This window comes from Pseudomonas fluorescens (assembly GCF_018614775.1).
GTDB classification, from domain to species: domain Bacteria; phylum Pseudomonadota; class Gammaproteobacteria; order Pseudomonadales; family Pseudomonadaceae; genus Aquipseudomonas; species Aquipseudomonas fluorescens_BY.
The window spans coordinates 1-26838 of the sequence record NZ_JAGGOF010000039.1 but is presented as its reverse complement, the minus strand read 5'-3'; the positions used below and the strand labels follow the sequence as shown (position 1 = coordinate 26838).

Genomic DNA, 26838 nt, shown 5'->3' with positions numbered 1-26838 from the left:
GAAAGCGGGTTTTTGCGTTTTCGGGATTGCTTACCAGTTCCCTCGCCCAGGGAACCGCATCTTCTCCACCGGTCATCAAGACGCACATGAGAAACAATATCGTTTATCCTTGTTGCACGTTTTTGCCACACGACAGTGAGGAACCCTGCGAATGCTGTTTCGAACCACCCTGCGCCGCGCACTGACCTGCACCCTGCTCGGCCTGACCCTCGCAACACCCCTCACCCACGCCACCGACAAGGTGGAACTGACCCTGTACAACGGCCAGCACAAGGAAGTCGGCGACGAACTGGCCAAGGCCTTCGAAGCCAAGACCGGTATCCACGTCAAGGTGCGCAAAGGCAGCAGCAACCAGCTTGCCAGCCAGGTGGTGGAAGAAGGCGACCGCTCCCCGGCCGATGTGATCTACACCGAAGAATCGCCGCCTTTGAACAAACTCGGCGAACAAGGCCTGCTGGCAAAAATCGATGACGCCACCTTGAATGTCCTGCCCAAGGACTACGTCGCCGGCAACGGCACCTGGATGGGCGTCACCGCCCGCGTGCGGGTGGTGGCCTACAACCCGAAACTGATCGACGAAAAAGACCTGCCCAAAACCGTCCTCGATTTTGCCCAGCCCCAATGGCAGGGCAAGGTCGGCTTCGTGCCGAGCAGCGGCGCCTTCCAGGAACAGGCCGTCGCCATCATCAAACTGCACGGGATGGAAGCGGCCGAGGAATGGCTCACCGGGCTGCGCGCTTTCGGCAAGGTCTACAGCAACAACATGGTCGCCCTCAAGGCGGTGGAAAACGGCGAAGTGGCGACGGTTCTGGTGAACAACTACTACTGGTTCGCCTTGCAACGGGAAAAAGGCCAGCTCGACTCCAAGCTGCACTATTTCACCGGCGGCGATGCCGGCGGCCTGGTGACCGTGTCCAGCGCCGCCGCGCTGAAGTCGAGCAAACACCCCAAGGAAGCCCAACAACTGCTCGCCTACATGGCCAGCGAAGAAGGCCAGCGGGTGATTACCCAGACCTCCGCCGAGTACCCGCTGCATAAAGGCATGGTGTCGGACCGCGGCCTCAAGCCATTCAGTGAGCTCGATCCGCCGAAAGTCACCCCCGCCGACCTCGGCAACGCCGAAGAGGCGCTGGACCTGGAACGTGAAGTCGGTCTGAACTGATGACACAGTCGCTCAGCGCACTGCGCGCAATCGGGAATAATGTCTCCCGGCGCAGGCGTCCGCCTATCGGCTTGCTGCTGCCCGTTGCGCTGCTGGTGCTACTGAGCGCGTTACCGCTGCTCTACGTCGTCGCCAAGGCTTGGCAGGCCGGCTGGGCCGAGGCGTTGCACCTGCTCTGGCGGCCCTATGTGTTCGGACTGCTGCGCAACACCCTGGCGCTGATGACCGGCGTCACGCTGGCTTGTGGGGTCATTGGCCTGTCCCTGGCTTGGCTGCTGGAGCGCAGCAACCTGCCGGGACGTCGGGTCTGGGGCGTCATTTTGTGCCTGCCGTTCGCGGTACCGGCCTTTGTCAGCAGCTTCACCTGGGTCTCCCTCAGCGCCCGGTTCGAAGGCCTGGGCGGGGCGATCCTGGTGATGACCCTGTCGAAATACCCGCTGATCTTTCTTCCGGTGGCAGCAACGCTGCGCAACCTGGACCCGTCCCTTGAAGAATCCGCTCGCACCCTGGGGCAAAACCGCTGGGGCGTGTTCTTTCGCGTCACCTTGCCGCTGCTCTGGCCGGCACTGTTGGCGGGCTCGTTGCTGATCGCCCTGCACATGCTGGTGGAATTCGGCGCATTGTCGATTATCGGCCTGCAAACCTTCACCACCGCGATCTATCAGCAATTCGAACTGGAATTCAGTAACGCCAATGCGGCCATGCTTTCGGCGGTACTGCTGGCGCTGTGCCTGGTCCTGCTATGGCTGGAGTTGCGGGTGCGCGGCAAGGGTCGGCACGTGCGCACCGGCCAAGGCGCGGCGCGACAGGCCGGACCAGTGCGACTGGGGCCTTGGACCCTGCTCGGCCAGGTGTATTGCCTGGCCCTGACCATCATCGGCAGCGGCATTCCCCTGGGCATGCTGGTGTATTGGCTGGCGGTGGGCTCTTCCGCCGCGTTCCCAGTGGGTGAGATCAGCGAGGCACTGCTGTCGTCGCTGGCGCTGTCACTCGGGGGCGCCGCGCTGTGCCTGGTGCTGGCGGTGCCGGTCGGCTTGCTGGTGGTGCGCCATAAAGGTCGCCTTGCCCTGTGGGCCGAACGCCTGCCGTACTTGCTGCACGCCCTGCCGGGATTGGTGATCGCCCTGAGCCTGGTGTACTTCGCCCTGCACTACGTGCCTGCGCTGTACCAGACTTCCGGCTTGCTGCTGATCGCTTATGCGCTGTTGTTCCTGCCGCTGGCCCAGGCGCCGGTGCGCACCGCGCTGAACAAGGCCGCGCCGCAGCTGGAAGAGGCGGCGCGAACGCTGGGCGCCTCCTCATTCAGTGCGTTTTGCCGGGTGACATTGCCGATCATCTTCCCGGCGCTGGGCGCGGCCTTCGCCCTGGTATTCCTGGATGCAATGAAGGAGCTGACGGCCACGCTGCTGCTGAGCCCCACCGGGCTCAATACGCTGGCAACGGCGGTCTGGGCTCATACGTCGAATGTGGAGTTTGCCGCGGCAGCGCCTTATGCGGCGCTACTGATCGTGGTGTCGGGGTTGCCGGTTTATTTGCTGACGACGCGGATGTATCTGAGTCGCTGAAATGGCTATCGCGAGCAGGCTCGCCCCCACATTGGCTCAAGGTCAGCGGTGGGAGCGAGCCTGCTCGCGATGAGGCCAGCCCAGGTACCGATCAAGCCCTGAACTGCCCCAGGCTCGCCTTCAACTGCGCCGCCAGACCGTCCAGTACCTTGCCGCTGGCGGTGGTCTCGACCACGGCCTGGGCGGCTTTCTCGGCCTGGACGTGGATGGTTTCCACCCGCCCACGCACCGCTTGCGCACCCTGGGCTTGATGGGCCGCCGCCTGGGTGGCCAGGCCAATCGCCGCATGCACCTGCTCCACGGACGTTTGCACCGATTGTTGCAAGCGCGCACTGTCACGCAAGACCAACAGGCCTTCGCTGGCCTGGCGCCCGGCCAGGCCAATCGCCGCCACGGCTTCGCGAGCCCCCTGCTGCAAGGCCACGATGTGCGCCTGAATATCGCCGGTCGAACTCTGGGTCTTGCTCGCCAGCGCCCGCACCTCATCCGCCACCACCGCAAAGCCGCGCCCGGTTTCCCCGGCCCGTGCCGCTTCGATGGCCGCGTTGAGGGCCAACAGGTTGGTCTGCTCGGCAATCCCGTGAATCACCGTCAGCACCACTTCGATCTGCTCGCTCTGCTGCGCCAGCCGCTCGATGACTTTAGCCCCGGTGTCTACCTGCCCGGCCAGCGCCTCGATCAAACTGCTGACTTTGGCCGACGTGCGGGTGTTTTCATCGGTGGCCTGGCGGATCTCCACCACTTGCTGCAGGGCCGCCTGCATCGCCTGGCTCTCGGACTGTGCCTCGTCAGCCATTTGCGACAGCGCGCGCAGGCTCTCGGCCACCTCGTCGCGCTGCATCCCGGCCGCCGCATCGGCGCCGGAGTTACGCAAGGTCATTGCACCGATTTCCACGCCGGTGCGCTGGGCAACGTCGCCCGCCTCGCGCACGATGGGTTGCAATTTATCCACAAAGCGATTGACGGCCGAGGCCATGTCGCCAATTTCGTCCTTGCTGTTGATTTGCACGCGCTTGGTCAGGTCACCCTCGCCTGCCGCCAGATCGTTCATTGCCGCAATCAACAGCTTCAGGCGATTGACCACCCGACGCCCCAGTACCACGGCCAATAGCAGCAGGACGCCGCAGCCAACCAGAGCCAGGCCGAGGCCGATGCGCCAACGTAAGGTACCCGCCGCTTCCTGCACGGTGCTGGCGGTGTTGGTCTGCATCTGCGTGGCCGTGGCTTGTGCCGATTGCAGCCGGTTGCGCATGGCGGTGGCGCTATCGGCCGCCGCGCCCTTCAGGCTGTCGCCAATCAACTGATCACTGCTGGCGATCAGCGCCGAAAAACGCTGGTCCAGCGCCTTCAGGTCGGTCTCGACGGAAGCCGTGGAAACGCCCATCAATATCTTGCCGATCTCTACGCCGTTGGGGTTGATCGAGGCCTCGAGGTAATACACCGACGGATCGTTCTTCGCCGCGTCCAGCACCTTATCCAATGCCCGCTCGCCCTTGCCTTTTTCCAGCAGGGCCTTGTTGATCGGGTTTTCCCGGTTCAGATAGCGGGTCAGGTGTTCGCCGGCTGCATCGTCATAGATGACGAACAGCACATTGGGGTTGCGCTGGGCCCGGCGGGCGAATTCGGAGAGCGTTGGTATGTCGCTGTCCCACATGGCGCGAGGTGCGACGGAGGCCAGGAGCTGCGCCATATCATTGGCGGAATCGCGCAGGTCTTTCTCCAATGTCCCACGCAACTGCGCCTGCTCGTCCTTCAGACGTGTCGACAGCCCGGCATTCAGCCGCTGTCGGGTATTGGCGGACAGACTGTCCAAACTCGACGTGACCTCACGCCCAGCCTGCTCCAGCTCGGCCGAGAGCTTCTGGCTGTCGGCCCCCAACCGCGTACCGAGATCGGCTTCCAGTGCCGTGACGGTGCTTCGGGTCAGCGCAACGGCGACCAGTACCTGCACCAAAAGGGCGATACCGAGGGTAACGAACACGGGCCGTAATAAACGGCTTTGTAACAGTGAGAGAACGGCCGACACGTGAAATCCCTCTACCAAACGCCATTAAATTGGTGGCACCTATCAAGAGGTGCCTGCAATGGACTTCCATAGCAAGTGTCGTGCCGCGCGAAGGGCAGAAACGACAAAGGACCCAAACGAGGGTCCTTTGCTTTTTACATCAAGGACTTATCAGCCGAAGGGATGACGCAGAACGATGGTTTCGTTGCGGTCAGGCCCCGTCGAAATAATGTCGATCGGCGCACCCACCAACTCTTCGACGCGCTTGATGTAGTTGCGGGCGGCCGCTGGCAGCTCCTCCAGGGTCTTGGCGCCCACGGTCGATTCAGCCCAGCCTGGCATCTGCTCGTACACCGGCTCCAGGCCGATGTAGCTGTCGGCATCGGTCGGTGCGTCAATGACCGCGCCGTTCTGATTCTTGTAGCCCACGCAGATGTTGATGGTTTCCAGGCCGTCCAGCACGTCCAGCTTGGTCAGGCACAGGCCTGAGATACTGTTGACGTCGATGGCGCGACGCAGGATGACCGCATCGAACCAGCCGCAACGACGGGCACGCCCGGTGGTTGCACCGAATTCGTGGCCACGCTTGGCCAGGAAGGCACCAACGTCGTCGAACAACTCAGTCGGGAACGGACCCGAACCGACGCGCGTGGTGTAGGCCTTGGTGATGCCCAGGATGTAGTCCAGGTACATCGGGCCGAAACCCGAACCGGTGGCAATGCCGCCGGCGGTGGTGTTGGAGCTGGTGACGTACGGGTAGGTACCGTGGTCGATGTCCAGCAGCGAACCCTGGGCACCTTCGAACATGATGTCCTTGCCGGCGCGACGCAGCTCGTGCAGTTCGGCAGTGACGTCGAGCATCATCGGCTTGAGTAGCCCGGCGTACTCCATGCACTCGTCCAGGGTTTTCTGGAAGTCGATGGCCGGCTCTTTGTAGTAATTGACCAGGACGAAGTTGTGGTAGTCCAGCAACTCACCCAGCTTGGCGGCGAAACGCTCGCGGTGGAACAGGTCACCGATGCGCAGGCCGCGGCGGGCCACCTTGTCTTCGTAGGCCGGGCCGATGCCGCGACCGGTGGTGCCGATCTTCAGCTCGCCACGGGCCTTTTCACGGGCCTGGTCCAGCGCCACGTGATAGGACAGGATCAGCGGGCAGGACGGGCTGATGCGCAGGCGTTCGCGCACCGGTACGCCCTTTTCTTCCAGCTTGATGATTTCCCGCAGCAGGGCGTCGGGAGCCACCACCACACCGTTGCCGATCAGGCACTGGACGCCTTCGCGCAGTACGCCCGACGGAATCAGGTGCAGGACGGTTTTTTCACCGTCGATCACCAGGGTGTGACCTGCGTTGTGGCCACCTTGGTAGCGCACTACGGCGGCAGCATGTTCGGTCAGCAGATCAACGATCTTGCCTTTGCCCTCATCACCCCATTGGGTGCCCAGGACTACGACATTCTTACCCATAACACTTGTCCTCATTCGCGCAAACTTGGTGCCGGCCACGGCCGGCAGGAAAACTCAAGAAGCCAGCGGCAATACTTGCCAAAGCCCATTCTGCTGAATCAATTGCCGGTCGCAGTCCGCTTCACGGGCGGCGGCCACAGGTTGCCCAGGCAAGGCCTGGACGACACGCTGACCCTCACTGCGCAACTGGCAGACCGCCTGCCAGAGTGCTGCATCCGTACTGTCAGGCATCCAGATACCGCCAGACGGTAGCTCGATTTCAGCACGCCCCAGGGTCACCAGGGTTTTCAAATCGGTAGAAAAGCCGGTCGCCGGACGGGCGCGACCGAAGTCGGCGCCGATATCGTCATAGCGACCGCCCTGGGCGATCGACTGGCCCATGCCCGGAACGAACACGGCGAACACAACGCCGGTGTGGTAGTGATAGCCGCGCAACTCACCCAGGTCAAAATACAGCGGCAAGTCAGGGAAACGCACCGACAGACGCTCGGCAATGGCCAGCAAATCGTCCAACGCCGCCAGCACGGGTGCCGGCGCAAGGGCCAGGCGTTCGCGGGCGGCGCTCAGCACTTCACGACCGCCACACAGGTCCACCAGCGCCCGCAGCATGCCCGACAGGTCCGTCGGCAAGCCTTCGGTCAGGCTGATGACTTCGTCGATGGCCTTGCGTTGCAGCGCATCGAACAGCTGTTGTTCCACTTCGCCAGACAAACCGGCCGCACGGGCCAGGCCGCGATAGATGCCGACATGCCCCAGGTCCATGTGGACATCCGGTACGTCAGCCAGTTGCAACATGGCCAACATCAGGCTGATGACTTCTACGTCGCTGCTCGGGCTGGCGTCGCCATACAACTCGGCGCCCAGTTGGATCGGACTGCGCGAGGACGACAAGGCGCGCGGCTGGGCATGCAGCACGCTGCCGGCGTAGCACAGGCGGCTCGGGCCTTCGCGGCGCAGGGTGTGGGCATCGATGCGCGCCACTTGCGGCGTAATGTCGGCACGGAAACCCATCTGCCGGCCCGACTGGGGGTCGATCACCTTGAAGGTGCGCAGATCCAGGTCCTGGCCCGCGCCGGTCAGCAGGGATTCCAGGTACTCGATATGCGGGGTGACGACGAACTCGTAACCCCAGCTCTGGAACAGATCCAACACCTGCCGACGCGCGACTTCGATACGCGCAGCTTCCGGTGGCAGTACTTCTTCGATGCCATCTGGCAGCAGCCAGCGGTCTACCGTTGCCATTACGCCATTCCCCTATGGTCCGGGTGGCCAACCCTCGGGCCGGCCTTGAGTGAAGCAGAAAATACCTGGGCCCTGCGCGCTACATGGGTGAAAAACGCGCAAGAGCGACGTGACGAATGGCCCGCAATCGGCCTCGCCCGGCACTTTCCTCGAAAAACCTGTCGGGTCATTCAACCCCACGCCTGCAACTGAAACCGCAATCGAACGTGCAGACGCAAAAAAGCCGGGAATTTCCCGGCTGCCGCATCATACACACGTTTTCCCAAAGGATCACCCCGCCCGACGCTTTAGCCGCCGGGCGGAGCACCTCAGGTCAACGCGGTATCAAGGCTTGGCCTTTTCCAGGTAATGGAAGAAGTCGCTGCTTGGGTCCAGGACCAAAACGTCGGATTTGTTCGCGAAGCTTTCACGGTAGGCGCGCAGGCTGCGGTAGAACGCGTAGAACTCCTGATCCTGGCCGTAGGCCTTGGCGTAGATCGCAGCGGACTGGGCGTCACCATCACCGCGAACCTCTTCCGATTCACGATAAGCTTCAGCCAGCAGCACACGGCGTTGGCGATCGGCGTCGGCACGAATGCCTTCGGCCAGCTCATTACCCTTGGCGCGGTGCTCGCGGGCTTCACGCTCGCGCTCGGTGCTCATCCGCTCGAACACGCTGCGGTTCACTTCCTTCGGCAAGTCGATGGCCTTGACCCGGACATCGATCACCTCGATACCCAGCTCTTTTTCCGCCATCGCGTTCAGCGAACGGGTGATGTCGGCCATGAGCGCATCACGCTCGCCGGACACCACCTCATGCAGCGTGCGCTTACCGAACTGGTCACGCAGGCCCGACTCCAGACGACGGGACAGACGCTCGTCGGCGATCTGCTTCAGGCCGGACGTCGCGGTGTAGAAGCGCTCGGCATCCTTCACGCGCCACTTGGCATAGGCATCCACCATCACGGCTTTCTTTTCCAGCGTCAGGAAGCGTTGCGTCGGCGCATCCAGCGTCATCAGGCGAGCGTCGAACTTGCGCACCTTGTTGACGTACGGCACCTTCACGTGCAACCCCGGCTGGACATCGGCCTGGACCACGCGACCGAATTGCAGCAACACCGCACGCTCGGTCTGAGCCACGATGTAGAAGCAGTTCCAGGCAGCGATCGCCACGACGACACCGACAATAAGGGCGATCAGCGATTTATTGCTCATCAGCGACTCTCCCTGGTACGTGCTTGCTGTTGCTGCAGATCCGCCGCCGCACGGGCGTTGGCTTCATTGCTGGCGGCCGACGCGCTGCCGGTCGGCGGCGTGCTGGTGTTGCGACCACCCTCGACCATCTTGTCCAGCGGCAGGTACAGCAGATTGCTCTGGCCGTTCTTGTTGCCGGTCACGAGGACCTTGCTGGTGTTGCTGAAGACTTCCTGCATGGTGTCCAGGTACAGGCGCTGACGCGTCACTTCAGGGGCCTTGCGATACTCTGCCACCAGCTTGGTGAAGCGATCGGCCTCACCCTTGGCACGGGAAACCACTTCGTCGCGGTAACCGTTGGCGTCCTCGATGATCCGCTGGGCCTGACCACGGGCTTCCGGCACGACGCCATTGGCATAGGTTTCGGCCTGGTTACGCGAACGCTGCTCGTCTTCACGGGCACGGATCACGTCGTCGAAGGCTTCCTGTACTTCACGCGGTGCCGCTGCGCTCTGCACGTTGACCTGGGTCACGGTGATACCGGTGCGATAGGTGTCGAGGAACCGTTGCAGGCGTTCCTTGATTTCGCTGGCCATCAGTTCACGACCTTCGGTCAGCACCTGGTCCATGGCGGTGGAACCCACCACATGGCGCAGGGCGCTTTCGGTCGCGTGCTGCAGGCTGACTTCCGGCTGGTCGACATTGAGTACGAAGTCTTGCAGGTTGGTGATCTTGTACTGCACGGTCAGCGGCACTTCGACGATGTTTTCGTCTTCGGTGAGCATCTGGCCCTGCTTGCTGTACGCACGTTCACGCGTGACGTTTTCCAGGTACTTCTGGTCGATCGGCGGGAAATAGATGTTCAGGCCCGGGCCGACGGTCTCGTAGTACTTGCCGAAGCGCAGCACCACGGCTTGCTCCTGCTCGTCCACGACATAGACCGCGCTGTACAGCCAGACCGCCGCGAGCACGACAAGACCGATGCCGAGCAGGCCGAAACCGCCGCCCTTGCCCGGACGTCCGCCGCCATCGTCACCGCGTTTTTTACCACCACCGAACAAACCGTTCAGGCTTTCCTGCAGCTTTCGGAAGGCCTCGTCGAGATCTGGCGGCCCCTTGCGGTCGCCGTTGTTACGACGCTTGCCACCCCAGGGATCCTGATTGTTCGAGTTGCCACCCGGCTCATTCCAAGCCATAGCGCTCTCCATCTGATAAAGCAAAGACGCACCCACGGCGCGCCGGCCAATGCTACAGAATGCCTGACACCGCTTTCTCAGGCTTTTATTGCAAAGTGTGTTGCTCGATGAATTCCATCGGTTGCAAGCCCTCGCGACTGACCAGACGGTTCAACTCCGATCGAGGCAGGCGCACGGCCAGCAGGCAGGTGCCTTCATCGTCATGTTCTTCTTTTTGCACGGCCCCCAGTTCAAAGAACTGGGCGCGCAGCCGGGCCAAACGTTGCGGCAACCTCAAGGTACCCACGAACAGATCGTTGCCGAGCAACTCGGCCACGGCCTGCTTGAGCAGGTCAAGGCCGGTACCGTCGCGGGCCGACAGCCAGACCCGTTGCGGCTTGCCGTCGGCATCGCGCTGGATCTGCGGCTCCACGCCTTCGAGCAAATCGAGTTTGTTGTATACCTCGAGGATCGGCAAGTCCTGGGCCCCGATCTCGCCCAGCACCACCATCACCTGCTCGATCTGCAGCATCCGGTCCGGCTCGGCGGCATCGATCACGTGCAGCAGCAGGTCGGAATTGCTCGACTCTTCGAGCGTAGCCCGGAAAGCCTCGACCAGTTTATGCGGCAGGTGGCGGATGAAACCCACGGTGTCGGCCAGCACGATCGGCCCGAGGTCGTCCAGGTCGAGCCGGCGCAAGGTCGGGTCGAGCGTCGCGAACAATTGGTCGGCGGCGTAGACGTCGGACTGGGTGACGTTGTTGAAGAGGGTCGATTTGCCGGCGTTGGTATAGCCCACCAGTGAAACCGTCGGGATATCGGCGCGCTTGCGTCCGCGACGCGATTGCTCGCGCTGGCTGCGGACCTTCTCCAGCCGCCCCTTGATCTGGCGCAGGCGAACCCGCAGCAGGCGCCGGTCGGTTTCCAGCTGGGTTTCACCCGGGCCGCGCAGACCGATACCGCCCTTCTGCCGCTCAAGGTGAGTCCAGCCACGCACCAGCCGCGTACTCATGTGTTCAAGCTGGGCCAGTTCAACCTGGAGCTTGCCTTCATGGGTGCGCGCGCGTTGGGCGAAGATATCGAGAATCAGCCCGGTACGGTCGATGACGCGACACTCGAAGACACGTTCGAGGTTGCGCTCCTGACTGGGCGTGAGGACGTGATTGAAAATCACCAGATCGACGTGCTCGGCCTTGACCAGGTCGCGCAACTCCTCGACCTTGCCACTGCCGATCAGGAACTTGGCGGTTGGCCGATGACGCGGCACGTTGAAAAACGCGACCGTCTCGGCGCCGGCCGACAATGCCAATTCCTGAAACTCCTGCGGATCTTCGCGCGCCTCAGGGTCCTGTCCATCCAAGTGAACGAGAATAGCCCGTTCACCACCACCGTGGCGCTCAAAGAACAAAGGAGACTCCTATCAGGCGTTACCCGGCTCAGCGTCGCCGCCTTCGGATTCGGTTGCGCTAGGCAGACGAATCGGACGAACTGGCACGACTGTCGAGATCGCGTGTTTGTAGACCATCTGGCTGACGGTGTTTTTCAGAAGGATGACGAACTGGTCGAAAGACTCGATCGTGCCTTGCAGTTTGATCCCGTTGACCAGATAGATGGACACCCCAACTTTTTCTTTACGTAAAGTGTTCAAGTAAGGGTCTTGTAGCGAATGCCCTTTTGACATGTGCCGCACTCCTTTAAGGATCAATAATAAAAATCGGAATCAGATGGCTTGGGCCGCCACACCCCCAAGGATAGACGGCAATTGCAAGGACTCATCTCAATATGGAGATGGTCCGAAGGTATTTCAAGGCGCGCGGCAGATTGTCGCAATCGAGACTGTCGAGCCAATGCAGGTCAGTCCAGCTGCGCAACCAGGTGAACTGGCGCTTCGCCAATTGGCGCGTGGCAATGATTCCACGCTCCTGCATCTCGGCTGACGTCAGCTTGCCGTCCAGGTAATCCCAGACCTGTCGATACCCCACAGCACGTATAGACGGCAACCCGGTATGCAGGTCACTTCGCTCACGCAGGGCTACGACCTCGTCGATGAATCCCTGTTCCAACATTAATGTGAATCTTTGTTCAATTCGCCGGTGCAGCACTTGCCGGTTCGCCGGAGCGATGGCCAGATTCGCGACAGTATAGGGCAATTGTTGCAGTCCCGAAGCGGCTGCTTCGGTACTTTGCGCAGATTGTTGCTGGCGCAGGGCCGTCATGCTCAGGCCGCTGACCCGATAAACCTCCAGCGCCCGGCTGAGCCGCTGCGGGTCGTTGGGGTGGATACGCGCCGCCGACTCCGGGTCGATCAGCGCCAATTGCGCGTGCAGGGTTTGCCAGCCCAGGCGCGCGGCCTCGTCTTCAATCTGCGCGCGAACCTCGGGATCAGCCGCCGGCATGTCTGCCAGGCCCTCGACCAGGGCCTTGTAGTACAGCATGGTGCCACCCACCAGCAGCGGGATCTTGCCGCGCGCGGTGATCTGGGCCATGGCCTGGAGGGCATCACGACGAAAATCCGCCGCCGAATAGGCTTCGGCCGGATCGAGAATATCGATCAACCGGTGGGGAAATTCGGCCAGCAGTGCCTTGGACGGCTTGGCCGTGCCGATGTCCATGCCCCGGTAGACCAGGGCCGAATCGACGCTGATCAGCTCGCAGGGCAAAACCTTGGTCAATTCGATGGCCAGGTCGGTCTTGCCGGCGGCCGTCGGGCCCATCAGGAAAATCGCGGGGGGCAACTGGCTCATCAGCGACCGCGCAGGAACAGTTTGTCCAGGTCGTCCAGACCCAATTGGGTCCAGGTCGGCCGGCCATGGTTGCATTGACCGCTGCGCTCGGTGTTTTCCATGTCCCGCAGCAGGCCGTTCATTTCCGGCAAGGCCAGCCGCCGGTTGGCGCGGATGGCGCCGTGGCAGGCCATGGTGCCGAGCAGCTCGTTCAGGTGTGCCTGGATCCGGTCGCTGGTGCCATATTCCATGAGGTCCGCCAGCACGTCGCTGACCAGCCGATTGGCCTCCGCCTGCTTCAACAAGGCCGGGATCTGGCGGATCGCCAGGGTTTCCGGGCCCAGGCGCTGCAATTCGAAGCCCAGGCGCTGGAACCAGCTCACGTGTTCTTCGGCGCAGTCGGCTTCACGCTGGCTGACGGCCAGGGACTCGGGCACCAGCAGCGGCTGGCCGCTGAGACCTTCGCTGGCCATGGCGATTTTCAGCCGCTCGTACATGATCCGCTCATGGGCGGCGTGCATGTCCACCAGGACCAGGCCCTGGGCGTTTTCCGAGAGGATATAAATGCCTTTGAGTTGTGCCAGGGCATAACCCAGCGGCGGGATGTCGCCCTGACCGTCAGGCAATGCCGTTGCGCCTGCTTCAGGCAGCGGTTTGAAAAACTCGCGATAGGCTGCCTGGGCCTCGGCCGCCGGCACGGTCGATTGCGGGCGTGGCGTGTATTGATATTGGTAGCCGCTGCCCGCGCCGGTCCCGGCCATGTTGTAGCTCGGCTGCGGCTGCGGCTGTTCCAGCAACGCGTTGGCTGCCAGGCGCATCTCGCCCTGGGGCCCGAACTCGCCGGCCTCCAGCCCGGTCGGCCGGACCATGCCGGCCACCGCTGCTGGCGCCGCCAACTGATCTTCCGGTCGCACATCGCCCAAGGCGCGGTGCAAGGTGCCGTAGAGGAAATCGTGGACCATGCGCCCGTCACGGAAGCGCACTTCATGCTTGGTCGGGTGTACGTTGACGTCCACCACCGCCGGGTCGACTTCGAAAAACAGCACGAACGTCGGATGCCGACCGTTGAACAGCACATCGCGATACGCCTGGCGCACGGCATGGGCCACCAGCTTGTCGCGTACCGCACGGCCGTTCACGTAGAAATATTGCAAGTCCGCCTGACTGCGGGAAAACGTCGGCAACCCGACCCAACCCCACAGATGCAGGCCGTTGCGTTCCACTTCGATGGGCAAGGCCTGCTCGAGGAACCCCGCACCACATACCGCGCCCACCCGCCGGGCGCGAGCCGCATCGTCATGGGCCTCGTGCAGGCTGAGGATGGTCTTGCCGTTGTGGCGCAAATGGAACGCCACATCAAAACGCGCCAGGGCCAGGCGCTTGATGACTTCTTGCAGGTGATCGAATTCGGTTTTCTCGGCCTTGAGAAACTTGCGCCGTGCCGGGGTGTTGAAGAACAGGTCGCGCACTTCCACCGAGGTGCCCACCGGATGGGCGGCAGGCTGGACCCGGGACGCCATGTCCCGGCCCTCGGTCTCGACCTGCCAGGCCTGGTCGGCGTCGCGGGTGCGAGAGGTGAGCGTCAGGCGCGACACCGAGCTGATGGAGGCCAGTGCTTCACCACGAAACCCCAGGCTCATGACCCGCTCGAGGTCTTCCAGGTCGCGGATCTTGCTGGTGGCGTGGCGCGCCAGGGCCAGCGGCAGGTCATCGGAGGAAATACCGCCGCCGTCATCACGCACCCGCAGCAGCTTGACGCCGCCCTGTTCGACATCCACATCGATACGCTTGGCCCCGGAGTCGAGGCTGTTTTCCAGCAACTCCTTGATGACCGACGCCGGACGCTCGACCACTTCACCGGCGGCGATCTGGTTCGCCAGCCGAGGGCTGAGCAGTTCGATGCGGGCGGTGCTGCCGATCACGTCATCGCTCATTGCTGGGCCGCCACTTCGTTGCCGGGAATGATCAGGGTCTGGCCGATCTTCAGTTCATCGCTCTTGAGGTTGTTGGCGCTGCGCAAGAGCGCGGGCGACACCTGGTAGCGCACGGCGATCATCGCCAGGGTTTCGCCGGGGCTGACCCGATGGTCCCGCGGGCCCTGGGCGATTTTGCCAGAGTCGCGCAGCCAGGCAATGTAGGTGCCGGGCGGTGGGTTCTGCTGGAAGAACTGCCGCACGCCGCTGCTGATGGAGCGGGCCAACGCCTGCTGGTGATTGGCGGACGCCAGCTTGGACGCTTCGTTGGCGTTGGAGATGAAGCCGGTTTCCACCAGAATCGACGGGATATCCGGCGACTTGAGCACCATGAACCCGGCCTGCTCGACGCGCTGCTTGTGCAGCGGCGTGACGCGGCCGATGTTGCTCAGGACTTTCTGGCCGACGTTCAGGCTGGAGGTCAACGAGGCGGTCATCGACAAATCGAGCAACACTCCGGCGAGCATGCGGTCCTTGTCATCGAGGCTGACATTGCCGGCACCACCGATCAAGTCGGAACGGTTTTCGCTGTCGGCCAGCCAGCGGGCGGTCTCGGACGTGGCTCCACGGTCGGACAGGGCAAACACCGAGGCACCGAACGCGGCGGCTGAAGGCGCAGCGTCGGCGTGAATGGAGACGAACAGGTCGGCGCCTTTCTTGCGGGCGATTTCGGTACGGCCGCGCAATGGAATGAAGTAGTCGCCGGTGCGGGTCAGTTCGGCGCGGAAGCCTTTCATGCCATTGACCTGGCGCTGCAGCTCACGGGCGATGGACAGCACCACGTCTTTTTCACGCTGCCCACGCGAACCCGAGGCGCCCGGGTCTTCGCCACCGTGGCCGGCGTCGATCACCACAATGATGTCGCGTTTGCCGGCCGGGGCCGGTGGCAGCTTGAGCGCAGGCTCGGCCGGAGACACCGGCACCGCTGGCACCGTGGCGACATTGGTCGGTGGCGGTGGAGGCGGCGCGGCGTCGGCCGGGTTGTCGAACAGGTCCACCACCAGCCGGTTGCCGTACTGGGCGTTGGGGGCCAGGGTGAAGCTCTTCGGGGTCACGGCTTTTTTCAGGTCGATGACCACCCGCAGGTCAGTCGGCGTACGCTGGGCCGAACGCATCGCGGTAATCGGCGTGTTGGCGGTGGCGACGTTCAGCGGCGCGCCCAGGGACGCACCGTTGATGTCGATCACCAAGCGGTCCGGGGCGGTCAGGGTGAACACGCTGTGCTGCACCGGTCCCGTCAGGTCGAACACCAGTCGAGTGTTATCCGGCGCCCGCCAGAGGCGAACGCTGTTGACCTTTGTCTCGGCCACAGCATCGACGGCCAGTGCCGTAAGCAACATTCCTACGACAGCAACCACCGCGCGAAAGCGCATACCAAACCCCATCATCAATTAGTTTTCCAAGGCCAAAGCGGCACACCACGACTCGCCACGCGAGCCTTGCGGCGTCAGTTTCAGCGAACGCCCGCCGTTCTGCGCGCCAATGGTAATGGTCAGGTCAGGCTTTGGCAAAAAGCCTGCACCCTTGTCGGGCCATTCGATCAGGCACAAGGCGTCATCTTCGAAATAATCACGGATCCCGAGAAACTCCAGTTCCTCCGGATCCACCAGGCGATACAGGTCGAAATGAAAGGCGCGGATGTCGCCGATCTCGTAGGGCTCGACCAAGGTGAACGTGGGACTTTTCACCGAGCCAACGTGGCCAAGGCCGCGAATGATGCCACGGGACAAGGTGGTTTTCCCCGCACCGAGGTCGCCTTCGAGAAAGATCAGGCCATGGCCCGCGGTGGTGCGCGCAATGCGCGCACCCAATTGCGTCATGGCGTGTTCGTCCGCCACGTACAGGGTTACTTCAGACACGGTGAATGCTCCTCCAACAACTGACGAATGACCGGGATCAGGTCGGTTGCGGCCAGCCCCCGGCCCGACTGGCCAGCCTGGGCACCGGCATTGGCGTGCAGCCAGACCGCCAGGCACGCGGCTTCGAACCCTTCCATGCCTTGGGCCAGCAGCGCGCCGACCACCCCGGCCAATACATCCCCCAGGCCGGCGGTAGCCATTGCGGGGTGGCCCTGGTTGCACACGGCCAGGCGACCGTCCGGGCTGGCGATCAGGCTGCCGGCGCCCTTGAGGATCACTGTAGCGGTGTACCTCTTGCTCAATGCATGGGCCGCCGCCGGACGATCAGCCTGCACTTGGGCGGTGGATATTTCCAACAGCCGCGCGGCCTCGCCCGGATGCGGGGTGATGACACAATCGCCCGGCAGACTGACCGCGCCGCTGCCCAGCAGGTTCAGCGCATCGGCGTCCCAGACTTGCGGCAGCGCTGCCGTGGCCGCCGCCGATAACAGGCTGCGCCCCCACGCGGCCTGGCCCAGGCCCGGCCCGACCACCACGACGCTGGCCTGTTCGAGCAGCCCCATCAATTGGTTGGCCGAGTGGCTTCCTTGCACCATGACTTCCGGCAAGCGCGTCAACGCCGCCGATACGTGCTCGCTGCGGGTCGCCAGGGACACCATCCCCGCGCCGCAGCGCAGGGCGCTTTCGGCGCTCATCTGGATCGCGCCGCCGAAACCCCGGTCGCCGCCGATCAACAGCACGTGGCCGAACTTGCCCTTGTGGGAGCTGGCAGCGCGAGGCGCCAGACGGGGCAGATTGTGCGGCGAGAGCAATCGGGCACTGGCCGGTGCGGCCTCAACGAGATCCGGATCGGCGTGCAGGTCGTTGAACACCAGCTCACCGACCCGGTCCGCCGCCTCCCCCGTGAACAACCCCAGCTTCAGGCCAATGAAGCTCACGGTCAGGTCGGCCGTCACCGCGGTGCCCAGCACCCGACCGGTGTCGGCGCATAACCCTGAGGGGATATCCACCGCCGCGACCGGCAGGCCGCTGACATTGATCGTATCGATGGCGCGCACATACGGCTCACGAACGTCGCCACTCAGGCCCGTGCCAAGCAACGCGTCCAGCAGCACGCCGCGCAATTGGGATTCATTCGACCACGGTTCAACTGGCACGCCCACGGCAATGGCCTCGGCGTGGGCATTGGCGGCGTCCCCCTGCAATCGGCGCGGCTCACCCACCGCCAGCACCCGCACCGACCAGCCGGCGCGGCGGGCCAGGGTTGCGACCAGGTAACCGTCGCCGGCATTGTTGCCGTGACCGGCGAGCACGGTCAGTTCACGGGCGTCCGGCCAACGGCGGACGATGGCTCGCCAGGTAGCGCGGGCCGCGCGCTGCATCAACTCGAAGCCGGTGGTGCCTGCCGCGATCATCTGCGCGTCGAGGGCCCGGACTTGCGCGGCACTGTACAGCGCGTCGGGAAAATCATCTTTAGTGTGCGGCATGCGTCTTCGGGCTCCGATGTCTGGCAGAATTATACGCATCTCAGCTCCGGTTTCTCTCGCCTCATGCCTGCCATCCCCACAGACCTCCCCGCCCTCGCCCAATCCATCAAGGAATGGGGCCGCGAGCTGGGTTTCCAGCAGGTCGGCATCAGCGGCCTGGACCTTGCCGAGCACGAGCAACACTTGCAGCGCTGGCTTGAGGCGGGTTACCACGGCGAAATGGACTACATGGGCGCCCACGGCAGCAAGCGCTCGCACCCCGAGGAACTGGTGCCAGGCACGTTGCGGGTGGTGTCCCTGCGCATGGATTACCTGCCGGGTGATACTCAAATGGCGCACAGGCTCGGCCAACCGGAAAAAGCCTATGTCTCGCGCTATGCGTTGGGCCGCGATTACCACAAATTGATCCGTAAACGCGTGCAACAACTGGCAGAAAAAATTCAGGCGCTCATCGGGCCGTTCGGCTATCGCGCCTTCGTCGACAGCGCGCCAGTGCTGGAGAAAGCCATCGCCGAACAGGCCGGGCTCGGCTGGATCGGCAAAAACACCCTGGTGTTGAACCGCAAGGCCGGCAGTTATTTCTTCCTGAGCGAACTGTTTGTCGACCTGCCGCTGCCGACGGACCCGCCCCACGCCAGCGAACACTGTGGAAAATGCACCGCGTGCCTGGACATCTGTCCGACGAACGCCTTCGTCGGGCCTTACGTGCTGGATGCCCGTCGCTGCATTTCCTACCTGACCATCGAGCTGAAAAGCGCCATCCCCGAGGAACTGCGCCCGCTGATCGGCAACCGGGTGTTCGGCTGCGATGACTGCCAGATCGTCTGCCCGTGGAATCGCTTCGCCCGTCCATCCGGGGAAAGCGACTTCAAGCCGCGACACAACCTCGACAATGCCGGACTGGCCGAGCTGTTCCTGTGGGATGAGGAAAAGTTTCTCAGCAGCACTGAAGGCTCACCGCTGCGTCGGGCCGGCTACGAACGCTGGTTGCGCAACCTGGCGGTGGGCTTGGGCAACGCACCGTCGACCATCCCGGTGCTACAGGCCCTGGAAGCGCGGCGCGACTATCCGTCGGAACTGGTGCGCGAACATGTCGAATGGGCGCTGCGCCGGCACGCCGAGCGTCAGACTTCGTCGTTATAGACGAACTTCGGCATTTCCCAGTGAAAGCGGATCGCCAGCAACCGCAGCAGGAAACCGCCGAACAAGGTGATGAGGATTGCCTGCCCGCCTGGCAATTGCAGGTAGACGCAGAGCAGATAACACCATGCAGCAGCAAACGAGACGCTGGCGTACAGCTCGCGCCGGAAGATCAGCGGAATATCGTTGCAGAAGATGTCTCGCAGGATGCCACCGAACACCCCGGTAATGACGCCACTGACCGAGGCCACGAGCATGCCGTGGCCCATTTCCAGAGCCGTCATGCAGCCGATCAGCGTGAACGCCACCAGGCCCACGGCGTCGAGCACCAGGAACAGCGAACGCAGATGGCGCATCCAGCGCGCCAGGAACACCGTCAGCATCGCTGCCGCCGTGGTCAGCACCAGGTATTCCGGGTGCTTGACCCAGGTGAGCGGGTAATGCCCGAGCAACACGTCACGCACCGAGCCGCCACCCAGCGCCGTGATGCACGCGATCAGCACCACGCCGAACCAGTCCATGCCGCGGCGCCCGGCAGACAGGGCGCCGGTCATAGCCTCGGCGGTGATGGCGATCAGATAAAGCATCAACAACATGATGGCGGTCCTTACAGGAAGGCGCGCAGTCTAGCCATTTCGGGTCGGCACCAAAAGAGGGCAACCGTTGGCCCTGCCAAACATGGAACCTGTGTCGAGGTAGACCTGGGGGAGCAAAGCTTGCTCGTGATGCAGGCAACACCATTCATTGCAGGACCGCGTCATCGTTCATCGCGGGCAAGCCATGCTCCCACAGCCCCCTCTCGCCACAACACGATCAGAACTTGATGAAATGCTTGCGGTAATGCTGCAGCTCGGCGATGGATTCGCGAATGTCGTCCAGGGCCAGGTGGCTGCCACCCTTCTGGAAGCTGTCACGCACATGTGGCGCCCAGCGAGCGGCCAGTTCCTTGAGGGTGGAGACGTCCAGGTTGCGGTAATGGAAGTAGCTTTCCAGGGACTTCATGTGGGTGTAGAGAAAGCGGCGGTCCTGGCAGATGCTGTTGCCACAGATCGGTGACTTGCCCTTCGGCACCCACTGTTCCAGGAAGGCAATGGTCTGGGCCTCGGCCTCGGCCATGTCGATCTTGCTGTCGCGCACCCGCTGGGTCAGGCCCGAGCCGCCGTGCTGGCGGGTGTTCCACTCGTCCATGCCGGCCAGAATCTCGTCGCTGTGGTGGATCGCGATCACCGGGCCTTCGGCCAGGGTATTGAGGTCACTGTCGGTGACAATGGTGGCCATCTCGATGATGACGTCGGTGTCAGGGTTCAGACCGGTCATTTCCAGGTCGATCCAGATCAGGTTCTGCGGATTTTGCATGGGGGAGGCTCCTCGGCGTAGCCACGCAGTTTAGCCTAGACAGCCCCTCGGCCGTGCTAAACTCGCGGCCGTTTTATCTAATCGCTGCATTCTTTATACGGAACACCCATGGCCAAACGCCAACTCAATCGTCGTCAAAACTGGCGCATCGAAAAGATCCAGGGCGAGCGCGCGGCCCGCGCCGCCAAACGAGAATCCAGTGCCGTCGAGGCCCTCGAGGGCGGCGACCTGGGCCCTGAACAGACGGGCCTGGTGATCGCGCACTTCGGTGTGCAAGTGGAGGTCGAGGCCCGCGAAGGCGAGTCGGCCGGCCAGGTGTTCCGCTGCCACTTGCGCGCCAACCTGCCGGCGCTGGTCACTGGCGACCAGGTGGTCTGGCGGGCCGGCAACCAGGGCATCGGTGTGATCGTCGCGCAGCTGCCACGCCACACCGAGCTGTGCCGCCCGGACAGCCGGGGCCAGCTCAAGCCGGTGGCCGCCAACGTCGACATGATCGTGATCGTGTTTGCGCCTCTGCCCGAGCCTCACGCCAACCTGATCGACCGCTACCTGGTGGCCGCCGAACACGCCGGCATCCGCCCGCTGTTGCTGCTCAACAAATTCGACCTGATCGACGAACACAACGCCCCGGCGCTGAACGCCTTGCTGTCGGTCTATCGGGACTTGGGTTATCCGGTGCTGGAAGTCTCGGCCCACCACGGCGACGGCATGGAACAGCTGCAACGGCAACTGGACGGGCGCATCAGCGTGTTCGTCGGCCAGTCCGGTGTCGGCAAGTCGTCGCTGGTCAACAGCCTGCTGCCGGAGGTCGAGACCCGCGTCGGGCCGCTGTCCGAACTGTCCGGCCAGGGCACCCACACCACCACGACCGCGCGGCTGTTCCACTTTCCCGGTGGCGGTGAACTGATCGACTCGCCGGGCATCCGCGAATTCGGCCTGGGCCACGTCAGCCGGGCCGATGTGGAAGCCGGGTTCATCGAGTTCAACGAGCTGATCGGCACCTGCCGCTTCCGCGACTGCAAGCACGATCGCGAACCCGGTTGCGCCCTGCTCATGGCTTTGGAAGAAGGTCGCGTGCATCAGCAACGGATGAACAGCTACCGCTCGATCATTGCCAGCTTGCCAGAAAGCAGTTACTGACCCGGGTTAGTCACTGTGCAGGCGTTCCGGGCGGCTTTGGCGCGGCGTCGTCGAACAGGTCCAGCCGCTCGCGCAACTCATGGGCCGGCACAGGCTGCTGGTCCGTCGGCAACGCGTTCGGGTCCGCTGCCGCGCCGGGCGTCGTGGCCGGCGCTTCGCCTGGGCCACCTTGGGCCGGATCTGGCGCCGGGTCGTTGGTTTGCGAACCTTCGATGGCTTGTTGGGCCTTCCGGGTCAGCACCACGATATCGATACGCCGGTTGACCGGGTTGAAGGGATCCTTGCGATCGAACAACGCCGAGGAGGCATACCCGACCACCCGCGCCACCTGCTCGTCCGGATAACTGCCGGCCACCAGGGCGCGCCGGGCCGCGTTGGCACGGTTGGCGGACAGCTCCCAGTTACCAAAATCGCCCTTGCCGATGTAAGGCTTGGCATCGGTATGACCGCTGATGCTGATCTTGTTCGGCACCGCCTTGATGGTGTCGGCCATGGCCAGCAGAATGTCTTCGAAATAGGGCTTCAGGCGTGCGCTGCCGGAATCGAACATCGGGCGGTTCTCGGCATCCGTGATCTGGATGCGCAAGCCGTTCGGCGTGATCTCGAACATGATCTGGTCCTTGAACTTCTGCAACTGCGGGTTCTCGTCGACCTTGTTCTGCAACTCCTGCAACAGCAATTCCAGGCGCTCGCGCTCGACCTGCTCGGCCATGCCTTCGACCTGTTCGGTATCCACCGTCACCTTGTCGGGCTGTGGCTGGGACTTGACCTCGGGGTTAAGCGTGGTGTCCGGCGCCAGGGTCGGTGAGCCGCCCAGGTCGATGATGTAGGGCGTGCCGCTTTCGGTGAAGCCGACCGGGTCCTTGAAGTAACCGGCGATGGCGATTTTCTGTTCCGGAGTCGCCGTGGACAGCAGCCACAGCACCAGGAAGAACGCCATCATCGCCGTCGCGAAGTCGGCGAAGGCGATTTTCCAGGCGCCTCCGTGATGCCCGCCTGCGATGCGCTTGACGCGCTTGATGATGATCGGCTGATTATTCTCCATGGTTTAACGACCGCGAACCGCTTGTTCCAGCTCGGCGAAGCTTGGACGGTGCGCCGGGTACAGAACCTTGCGGCCGAACTCCACCGCCAGCGACGGCGGCATGCCCGAGGCCGAGGCCACCAGGGAAGCCTTGATGGCCTCGTAGACGTTGAGTTCTTCCTTGGCGTCATGGGCCAGGGTATGGGCCAGTGGGCCGAAGAAACCGTACGCGGCCAGGATACCGAAGAAGGTACCGACCAGGGCCGCGCCCACGTGCAGGCCGATGGACTTCTGGTCGCCTTCGCCCAGGGACGCCATGGTCACCACGATGCCCAATACCGCCGCAACGATACCGAAGCCCGGCATGGCGTCAGCGATGCCGTTGACCGCATGGGACGGGTGCTCCAGGTCTTCCTTGAGACTGTACAGTTCCATGTCGAACAGGCCTTCGAGCTCGTGGGGAGCCATGTTGCCGGACGACATGATGCGCAGGTAATCACAGATGAACGCCGTCATGCGGGCGTCCTTGAGTACCGCGGGGTACTTGGCGAAAATCGGGCTGGCGGCGGCGTCTTCGATATCACCCTCGATCGCCATCATGCCTTCGCGGCGGCTCTTGTTGAGGATCTCGTAGATCAGCCCCAGCACCTCGAGGTAGAAGGTGTGGCTGAAACGCGAACTGAACATGCTCAAGGATTTCTTGAGCACATGCATCGTCATATAGCCGGGGTTGGCCTGCAAAAAGGCGCCAAGGGCCGCGCCACCGATGATCATCACCTCGAAAGGCTGGATCAGGGCGGCAATCTTGCCATGGGAGAGCACGTATCCGCCGAGCACGCTCGCGAACACGACGATGATGCCGATAATTTTAGCCATAGATAGAAAGTACTTATTTAAGTCGGGTTCAAGGTCATATTCGGAAGCTGAAAAATCTCTTCTTCTACTTATCGGCAAAACTGCGCCAGACTATAGCCAGTTCCGGCGAAAAGCCAATTTGCCCCGTTCCGGGCGTAGATAATTCATGTGATGATCACGTCCAATCATGGCTAATCAAACGCACGTCCCGACTCCAAGACCGACCACGCTCGACGGCTGGGTAAAGCTGCTCGAGGGCGTGCACCTGCCGGTGCCCCAGGCCAGTCACGACCTGGTCTGCAAGGCGATTGCCGACAGCCGCCGCTCGTTGCGCGACATCGCCGAACTGATGCAGGACAGCCCCGCCCTGGCCCTGAGCGTCATCCGCGAAGCCAACCACAATCCCCACGGCAGCCTCTCCGAACCTGCGGAAAATCTTGAAGTTGCCCTCAACCGCCTCGGCCTCAAGCGCACCGAAGAGCTGCTCGCACGCCTGCCGTCGCTGCCGGAGCACGAGATACCTCTCGCCCTGCGCCAGCTGCAATTGATCAGCCAGCACGCCACGCAACAGGCCAACGGCTTTTTTGCCAGCCGCCTGGCGCGGCTGTGGCAGGACATTCACTGGGGCAGCCTGCTGTTCCTGTCACCGCTCTGGCCACTGGCCCTGACTCACCCGCGCTTGCTCGGCGAGTGGGAGTTGCGGGTTATCCACAAAGGCCAGTCCGCCCGCGAGGTCGAGCGCGAGCTGTTTGGCGTCGGCCTGCTGGAGATCTGCCTGGCTGTCGCGGAAACCTGGCGCCTGCCGATCTGGATAGCGCAGGGCTATCGCCTGCTGCTCAACGAGCGCCGCGAGCTGGTAAAGGTGCTGCGCATCGCCCGGGACAGCGAGCACCCGTTGCGCCAGCAGAATCGCCTCGATGACGACCCGACCCTGCGGCGCTGGCTCAACCAGCCGGCCAATACCGTGCTACTGGCCAACGGCCTGGCGCTTGCTGCGCATGAGGCCTGGGACACCCCCCGCAGCGCCCGCTGGCAATACCTCACCAGTTTGTATCTGCAAATGTCGATGGATGACGTCCAGCAGCAACTGCACCAACAAGCCGCCAACAGCGCCCGCCATCACACCATGCCGGATCTCTGGCACCCAGCCGTGGCGCTGATCTGGCCCAGGAACAGCCGCCGCGTCCATCCCGGCCTGCTGCCGGCGGCACCGCCCAGTGCCCAGGACCTGAGCCAGTGGCGCAAACAATGCTCTGCGCTGCTGGTGGAACCGAGTCCGTTTCTCAATGCCATGCACCTGACCAACTCGGCCCGGGATGCCCTGGTGTCCTCCGGCATGCGCCGGGTGATGATCCTGATGGCTGACCGCAGCCAGACCAGCGTACGCGTGCATCAAACCGCCGGGCTGCCGAAAGAAGCGGCGGCGATGAGCTTCTCCATCAGCCAGAGCAAGGTCTTGCAGCGGCTGCTGGCGCAACAGGCCCAGGTTCGCCTCAACCCGGACAACAACGCGCAGTTTTCCGCCTTGCTGCCGCCAGGCCTGCGCGCGCTGTTCAAGGGCGAGCACCTGCTGCTGCGCTCACTGACCTGCAACGGCCGGGTGATCATGCTCGTCGCGGTGGACCAGGGTGGCGGGCCGTTCTCGGACGTAACCGTGCAGGCCTTCGGCAAAACCGTGCAATGCATTGAAAGGGCCCTGCATACCTTTACCAACCGCGGCCGCTGAACTTGCTACAATCCTTTCCCTTTGCGCCTCTGGAGACCTCACATGCCTGACTTCTCTGGCTTGCCGCTGGTGATCGAGCCGAGCGAGCTGCTGCCGCGCCTGGACACCCGCGAACTGATTCTGGTGGACCTGACCAGCGCCGCCCGCTACAGCACCGGCCATCTTCCGGGCGCCCGTTTCGTCGACCCCAAGCGCACGCAACTGGGCCAGCCACCGGCGCCAGGCCTGCTGCCGACGAAAGCCGACCTGGAGGCCCTGTTCGGTGAGCTCGGGCATCACCCGGACGCGGTGTACGTGGTCTATGACGATGAAGGCGGCGGTTGGGCCGGGCGGTTCATCTGGCTGCTGGATGTGATCGGCCACTCCCATTACCACTACCTCGACGGCGGCCTGCTGGCCTGGCTGGACGAAGGCTTGCCGGTGTCCGTCGAAGTGCCCGCACCCGTTGCAGGCCCAGTGAGCCTGACGCTGCACGAAGCACCCACCGCCACCCGCGAATACCTGCAAAGCCGTCTCGGGGCCGCCGATCTGGCCATCTGGGATGCACGCGGCCCGCTGGAATACTCTGGCGAGAAAGTCGTCGCTGCCAGGGGTGGGCACATCCCCGGCGCGGTCAATTTCGAATGGACGGCCGGCATGGATCAGGCGCGCAGCTTGCGCATCCGCCAGGACATGCCGCAAATCCTTGAACAACTGGGCATCACGCCTGACAAAGAAATCATCACCCACTGCCAGACCCACCACCGCTCTGGCTTCACCTATCTGGTGGCCAAGGCGCTCGGTTATCCGCGGGTCAAAGGCTATGCCGGCTCTTGGGGCGAATGGGGCAACCATCCCGACACGCCCATCGAACGTTGAAGGTTCTTAAGGACAGTTAATGAAAAACCGTTTGTTCATCCTCTCTCAGTACCTGCTGCCCCACCACCTGCTGTCGCGGCTGGCCGGCTGCATTGCCGAATGCCGCGTGCGCTGGTTCAAGAATGCCTTCACCGCATGGTTCGCCAAGCGCTATCAAGTGGACATGTCCCAGGCCCTGGTGGAAGACCTGAGCGCCTACGAACACTTCAATGCGTTCTTTACCCGCGCCTTGAAAGACGGCGCACGACCACTGGACCAGACCCCGGGCGCAATCCTCAGCCCTGCCGACGGCGCCGTCAGCCAGCTCGGCCCGATCGAGCACGGCCGGGTATTCCAGGCCAAGGGCCATAGCTTCAGCGTGCTGGAACTGCTGGGGGGTGACGCCGCCAATGCTGCGCCGTTCATGGGCGGTGACTTCGCCACCATTTACCTGTCCCCCAAGGATTATCACCGCGTGCACATGCCGCTGGCCGGCACTCTGCGGGAGATGGTCTACATCCCCGGGCGGATTTTCTCGGTGAACCAGACCACTGCCGAAAACGTTCCGGAACTGTTTGCCCGCAACGAGCGCGTGGCATGCATTTTCGACACCGAGCGCGGGCCAATGGCCGTGGTGCTGGTAGGCGCGATGATCGTGGCCTCCATCGAAACCGTCTGGGCCGGCCTGGTCACACCGCCCAAGCGCGAACTGAAGACCTTCCGCTACGACGAAGCCGCCCGTGCGCCGATCCATCTGGAAAAAGGCGCTGAACTGGGCCGTTTCAAGCTGGGTTCGACCGCCATCGTGCTGTTCGGGCCGGGCCAGGTGAAATGGGCTGAAGAACTGGTGGCCGGTTCGCCGGTGCAGATGGGCCAGGGGTTGGCACTGCCAAAAGCCTGAGCCACTGAACACAATGTGGGAGCGAGCCTGC

General features: G+C 63.3%; 23 protein-coding genes. 7 read left to right on the top strand and 16 right to left on the bottom strand.

Annotation, left to right across the window (positions count from 1 at the left end; all coding sequences use genetic code 11):
- Nucleotides 1-151: 151 nt before the first annotated feature.
- Nucleotides 152-1162 (top strand): iron ABC transporter substrate-binding protein, encoded by a 1011-nt coding sequence (locus J7E36_RS10845; RefSeq protein WP_215002667.1) that lies wholly within the window; start codon nucleotides 152-154, stop codon nucleotides 1160-1162.
- A complete protein-coding gene (locus J7E36_RS10840) occupies nucleotides 1162-2727 on the top strand; it encodes an ABC transporter permease (RefSeq protein WP_215002665.1) in 1566 nt (521 codons plus the stop codon). The genes J7E36_RS10845 and J7E36_RS10840 overlap by 1 nt, the downstream gene beginning before the upstream one ends.
- A 91-nt stretch (nucleotides 2728-2818) precedes the next feature.
- Here the strand turns inward: J7E36_RS10840 and J7E36_RS10835 are convergent, their stop codons facing one another.
- From J7E36_RS10835 to J7E36_RS10780, 12 genes are all read right to left on the bottom strand, one after another.
- Nucleotides 2819-4753: a methyl-accepting chemotaxis protein gene (locus J7E36_RS10835; protein WP_215002663.1), complete on the bottom strand. Its 1935-nt coding sequence runs from the start codon at nucleotides 4751-4753 to the stop codon at nucleotides 2819-2821.
- Nucleotides 4754-4903: 150 nt separating this feature from the next.
- The gene (locus J7E36_RS10830) at nucleotides 4904-6196 is read right to left on the bottom strand and encodes an adenylosuccinate synthase (protein ID WP_215002661.1); all 1293 of its coding nucleotides are present in this window, start codon (nucleotides 6194-6196) and stop codon (nucleotides 4904-4906) included.
- Between the two features lie 54 nt (nucleotides 6197-6250).
- Nucleotides 6251-7438, bottom strand: coding sequence for an ATP phosphoribosyltransferase regulatory subunit (locus J7E36_RS10825; RefSeq protein ID WP_215002659.1), 1188 nt, complete (start codon nucleotides 7436-7438; stop codon nucleotides 6251-6253).
- A 324-nt stretch (nucleotides 7439-7762) separates the two neighbouring features.
- Entirely contained in the window at nucleotides 7763-8632 is an 870-nt protein-coding gene (hflC, locus tag J7E36_RS10820) for a protease modulator HflC (RefSeq protein ID WP_215002657.1), read from the bottom strand.
- Nucleotides 8632-9807: an FtsH protease activity modulator HflK gene (gene hflK / locus J7E36_RS10815; RefSeq protein ID WP_215002655.1), complete on the bottom strand. Its 1176-nt coding sequence runs from the start codon at nucleotides 9805-9807 to the stop codon at nucleotides 8632-8634. The genes hflC and hflK overlap by 1 nt, the downstream gene beginning before the upstream one ends.
- An 85-nt stretch (nucleotides 9808-9892) precedes the next feature.
- Complete coding sequence (gene hflX, locus J7E36_RS10810) at nucleotides 9893-11194, bottom strand: ribosome rescue GTPase HflX (protein WP_215002653.1); 1302 nt, start codon at nucleotides 11192-11194, stop codon at nucleotides 9893-9895.
- Nucleotides 11195-11206: 12 nt separating this feature from the next.
- On the bottom strand, nucleotides 11207-11467 hold the full coding sequence (hfq, locus tag J7E36_RS10805; protein WP_003186419.1) for an RNA chaperone Hfq: 261 nt from the start codon (nucleotides 11465-11467) through the stop codon (nucleotides 11207-11209).
- A 91-nt stretch (nucleotides 11468-11558) separates the two neighbouring features.
- Nucleotides 11559-12530: a tRNA (adenosine(37)-N6)-dimethylallyltransferase MiaA gene (gene miaA / locus J7E36_RS10800; RefSeq protein ID WP_215002651.1), complete on the bottom strand. Its 972-nt coding sequence runs from the start codon at nucleotides 12528-12530 to the stop codon at nucleotides 11559-11561.
- The gene (gene mutL, locus J7E36_RS10795) at nucleotides 12530-14443 is read right to left on the bottom strand and encodes a DNA mismatch repair endonuclease MutL (RefSeq protein ID WP_215002649.1); all 1914 of its coding nucleotides are present in this window, start codon (nucleotides 14441-14443) and stop codon (nucleotides 12530-12532) included. The genes miaA and mutL overlap by 1 nt, the downstream gene beginning before the upstream one ends.
- Entirely contained in the window at nucleotides 14440-15870 is a 1431-nt protein-coding gene (locus J7E36_RS10790; RefSeq protein ID WP_269216543.1) for an N-acetylmuramoyl-L-alanine amidase, read from the bottom strand. The genes mutL and J7E36_RS10790 overlap by 4 nt, the downstream gene beginning before the upstream one ends.
- Nucleotides 15871-15873: 3 nt before the next feature.
- Nucleotides 15874-16341, bottom strand: coding sequence for a tRNA (adenosine(37)-N6)-threonylcarbamoyltransferase complex ATPase subunit type 1 TsaE (gene tsaE, locus J7E36_RS10785; RefSeq protein WP_215002647.1), 468 nt, complete (start codon nucleotides 16339-16341; stop codon nucleotides 15874-15876).
- A complete protein-coding gene (locus J7E36_RS10780) occupies nucleotides 16329-17828 on the bottom strand; it encodes an NAD(P)H-hydrate dehydratase (protein WP_215002645.1) in 1500 nt (499 codons plus the stop codon). The genes tsaE and J7E36_RS10780 overlap by 13 nt, the downstream gene beginning before the upstream one ends.
- A gap of 63 nt (nucleotides 17829-17891) precedes the next feature.
- Between J7E36_RS10780 and queG the strand changes: the two genes are divergently transcribed.
- The gene (gene queG / locus J7E36_RS10775) at nucleotides 17892-18971 is read left to right on the top strand and encodes a tRNA epoxyqueuosine(34) reductase QueG (RefSeq protein WP_215002643.1); all 1080 of its coding nucleotides are present in this window, start codon (nucleotides 17892-17894) and stop codon (nucleotides 18969-18971) included.
- On the opposite strand, the gene J7E36_RS10770 is transcribed toward queG, so the two are convergent.
- Nucleotides 18953-19567, bottom strand: coding sequence for a trimeric intracellular cation channel family protein (locus J7E36_RS10770; protein WP_215002686.1), 615 nt, complete (start codon nucleotides 19565-19567; stop codon nucleotides 18953-18955). The genes queG and J7E36_RS10770 overlap by 19 nt on opposite strands.
- Before the next feature lie 214 nt (nucleotides 19568-19781).
- The gene (orn, locus tag J7E36_RS10765; RefSeq protein ID WP_215002642.1) at nucleotides 19782-20324 is read right to left on the bottom strand and encodes an oligoribonuclease; all 543 of its coding nucleotides are present in this window, start codon (nucleotides 20322-20324) and stop codon (nucleotides 19782-19784) included.
- 108 nt (nucleotides 20325-20432) lie between these two features.
- Here orn and rsgA point away from each other — a divergent pair, with 108 nt between their 5' ends.
- Nucleotides 20433-21464 carry a small ribosomal subunit biogenesis GTPase RsgA gene (gene rsgA, locus J7E36_RS10760; protein ID WP_215002640.1) on the top strand — a complete coding sequence of 344 codons (1032 nt, stop codon included), beginning with the start codon at nucleotides 20433-20435 and terminating at the stop codon, nucleotides 21462-21464.
- Between the two features lie 10 nt (nucleotides 21465-21474).
- Here rsgA and motB read toward each other — a convergent pair whose 3' ends face one another.
- Together motB and motA are read right to left on the bottom strand one after the other, a co-directional pair.
- The gene (gene motB, locus J7E36_RS10755; RefSeq protein WP_215002638.1) at nucleotides 21475-22509 is read right to left on the bottom strand and encodes a flagellar motor protein MotB; all 1035 of its coding nucleotides are present in this window, start codon (nucleotides 22507-22509) and stop codon (nucleotides 21475-21477) included.
- A gap of 3 nt (nucleotides 22510-22512) precedes the next feature.
- Nucleotides 22513-23364, bottom strand: coding sequence for a flagellar motor stator protein MotA (gene motA / locus J7E36_RS10750; RefSeq protein WP_215002636.1), 852 nt, complete (start codon nucleotides 23362-23364; stop codon nucleotides 22513-22515).
- A 166-nt stretch (nucleotides 23365-23530) separates the two neighbouring features.
- On the opposite strand from motA, the gene J7E36_RS10745 reads away from it, so the two are divergent.
- Genes J7E36_RS10745 through asd form a run of 3 tightly spaced genes read left to right on the top strand, consistent with a single transcriptional unit; the run spans nucleotide 23531 to nucleotide 26807 of the window.
- Nucleotides 23531-25069: an HDOD domain-containing protein gene (locus J7E36_RS10745; RefSeq protein ID WP_215002633.1), complete on the top strand. Its 1539-nt coding sequence runs from the start codon at nucleotides 23531-23533 to the stop codon at nucleotides 25067-25069.
- 42 nt (nucleotides 25070-25111) lie between these two features.
- The gene (locus J7E36_RS10740) at nucleotides 25112-25927 is read left to right on the top strand and encodes a rhodanese-like domain-containing protein (RefSeq protein WP_215002631.1); all 816 of its coding nucleotides are present in this window, start codon (nucleotides 25112-25114) and stop codon (nucleotides 25925-25927) included.
- Between the two features lie 19 nt (nucleotides 25928-25946).
- A complete protein-coding gene (asd, locus tag J7E36_RS10735) occupies nucleotides 25947-26807 on the top strand; it encodes an archaetidylserine decarboxylase (RefSeq protein WP_215002629.1) in 861 nt (286 codons plus the stop codon).
- Nucleotides 26808-26838: the final 31 nt, after the last annotated feature.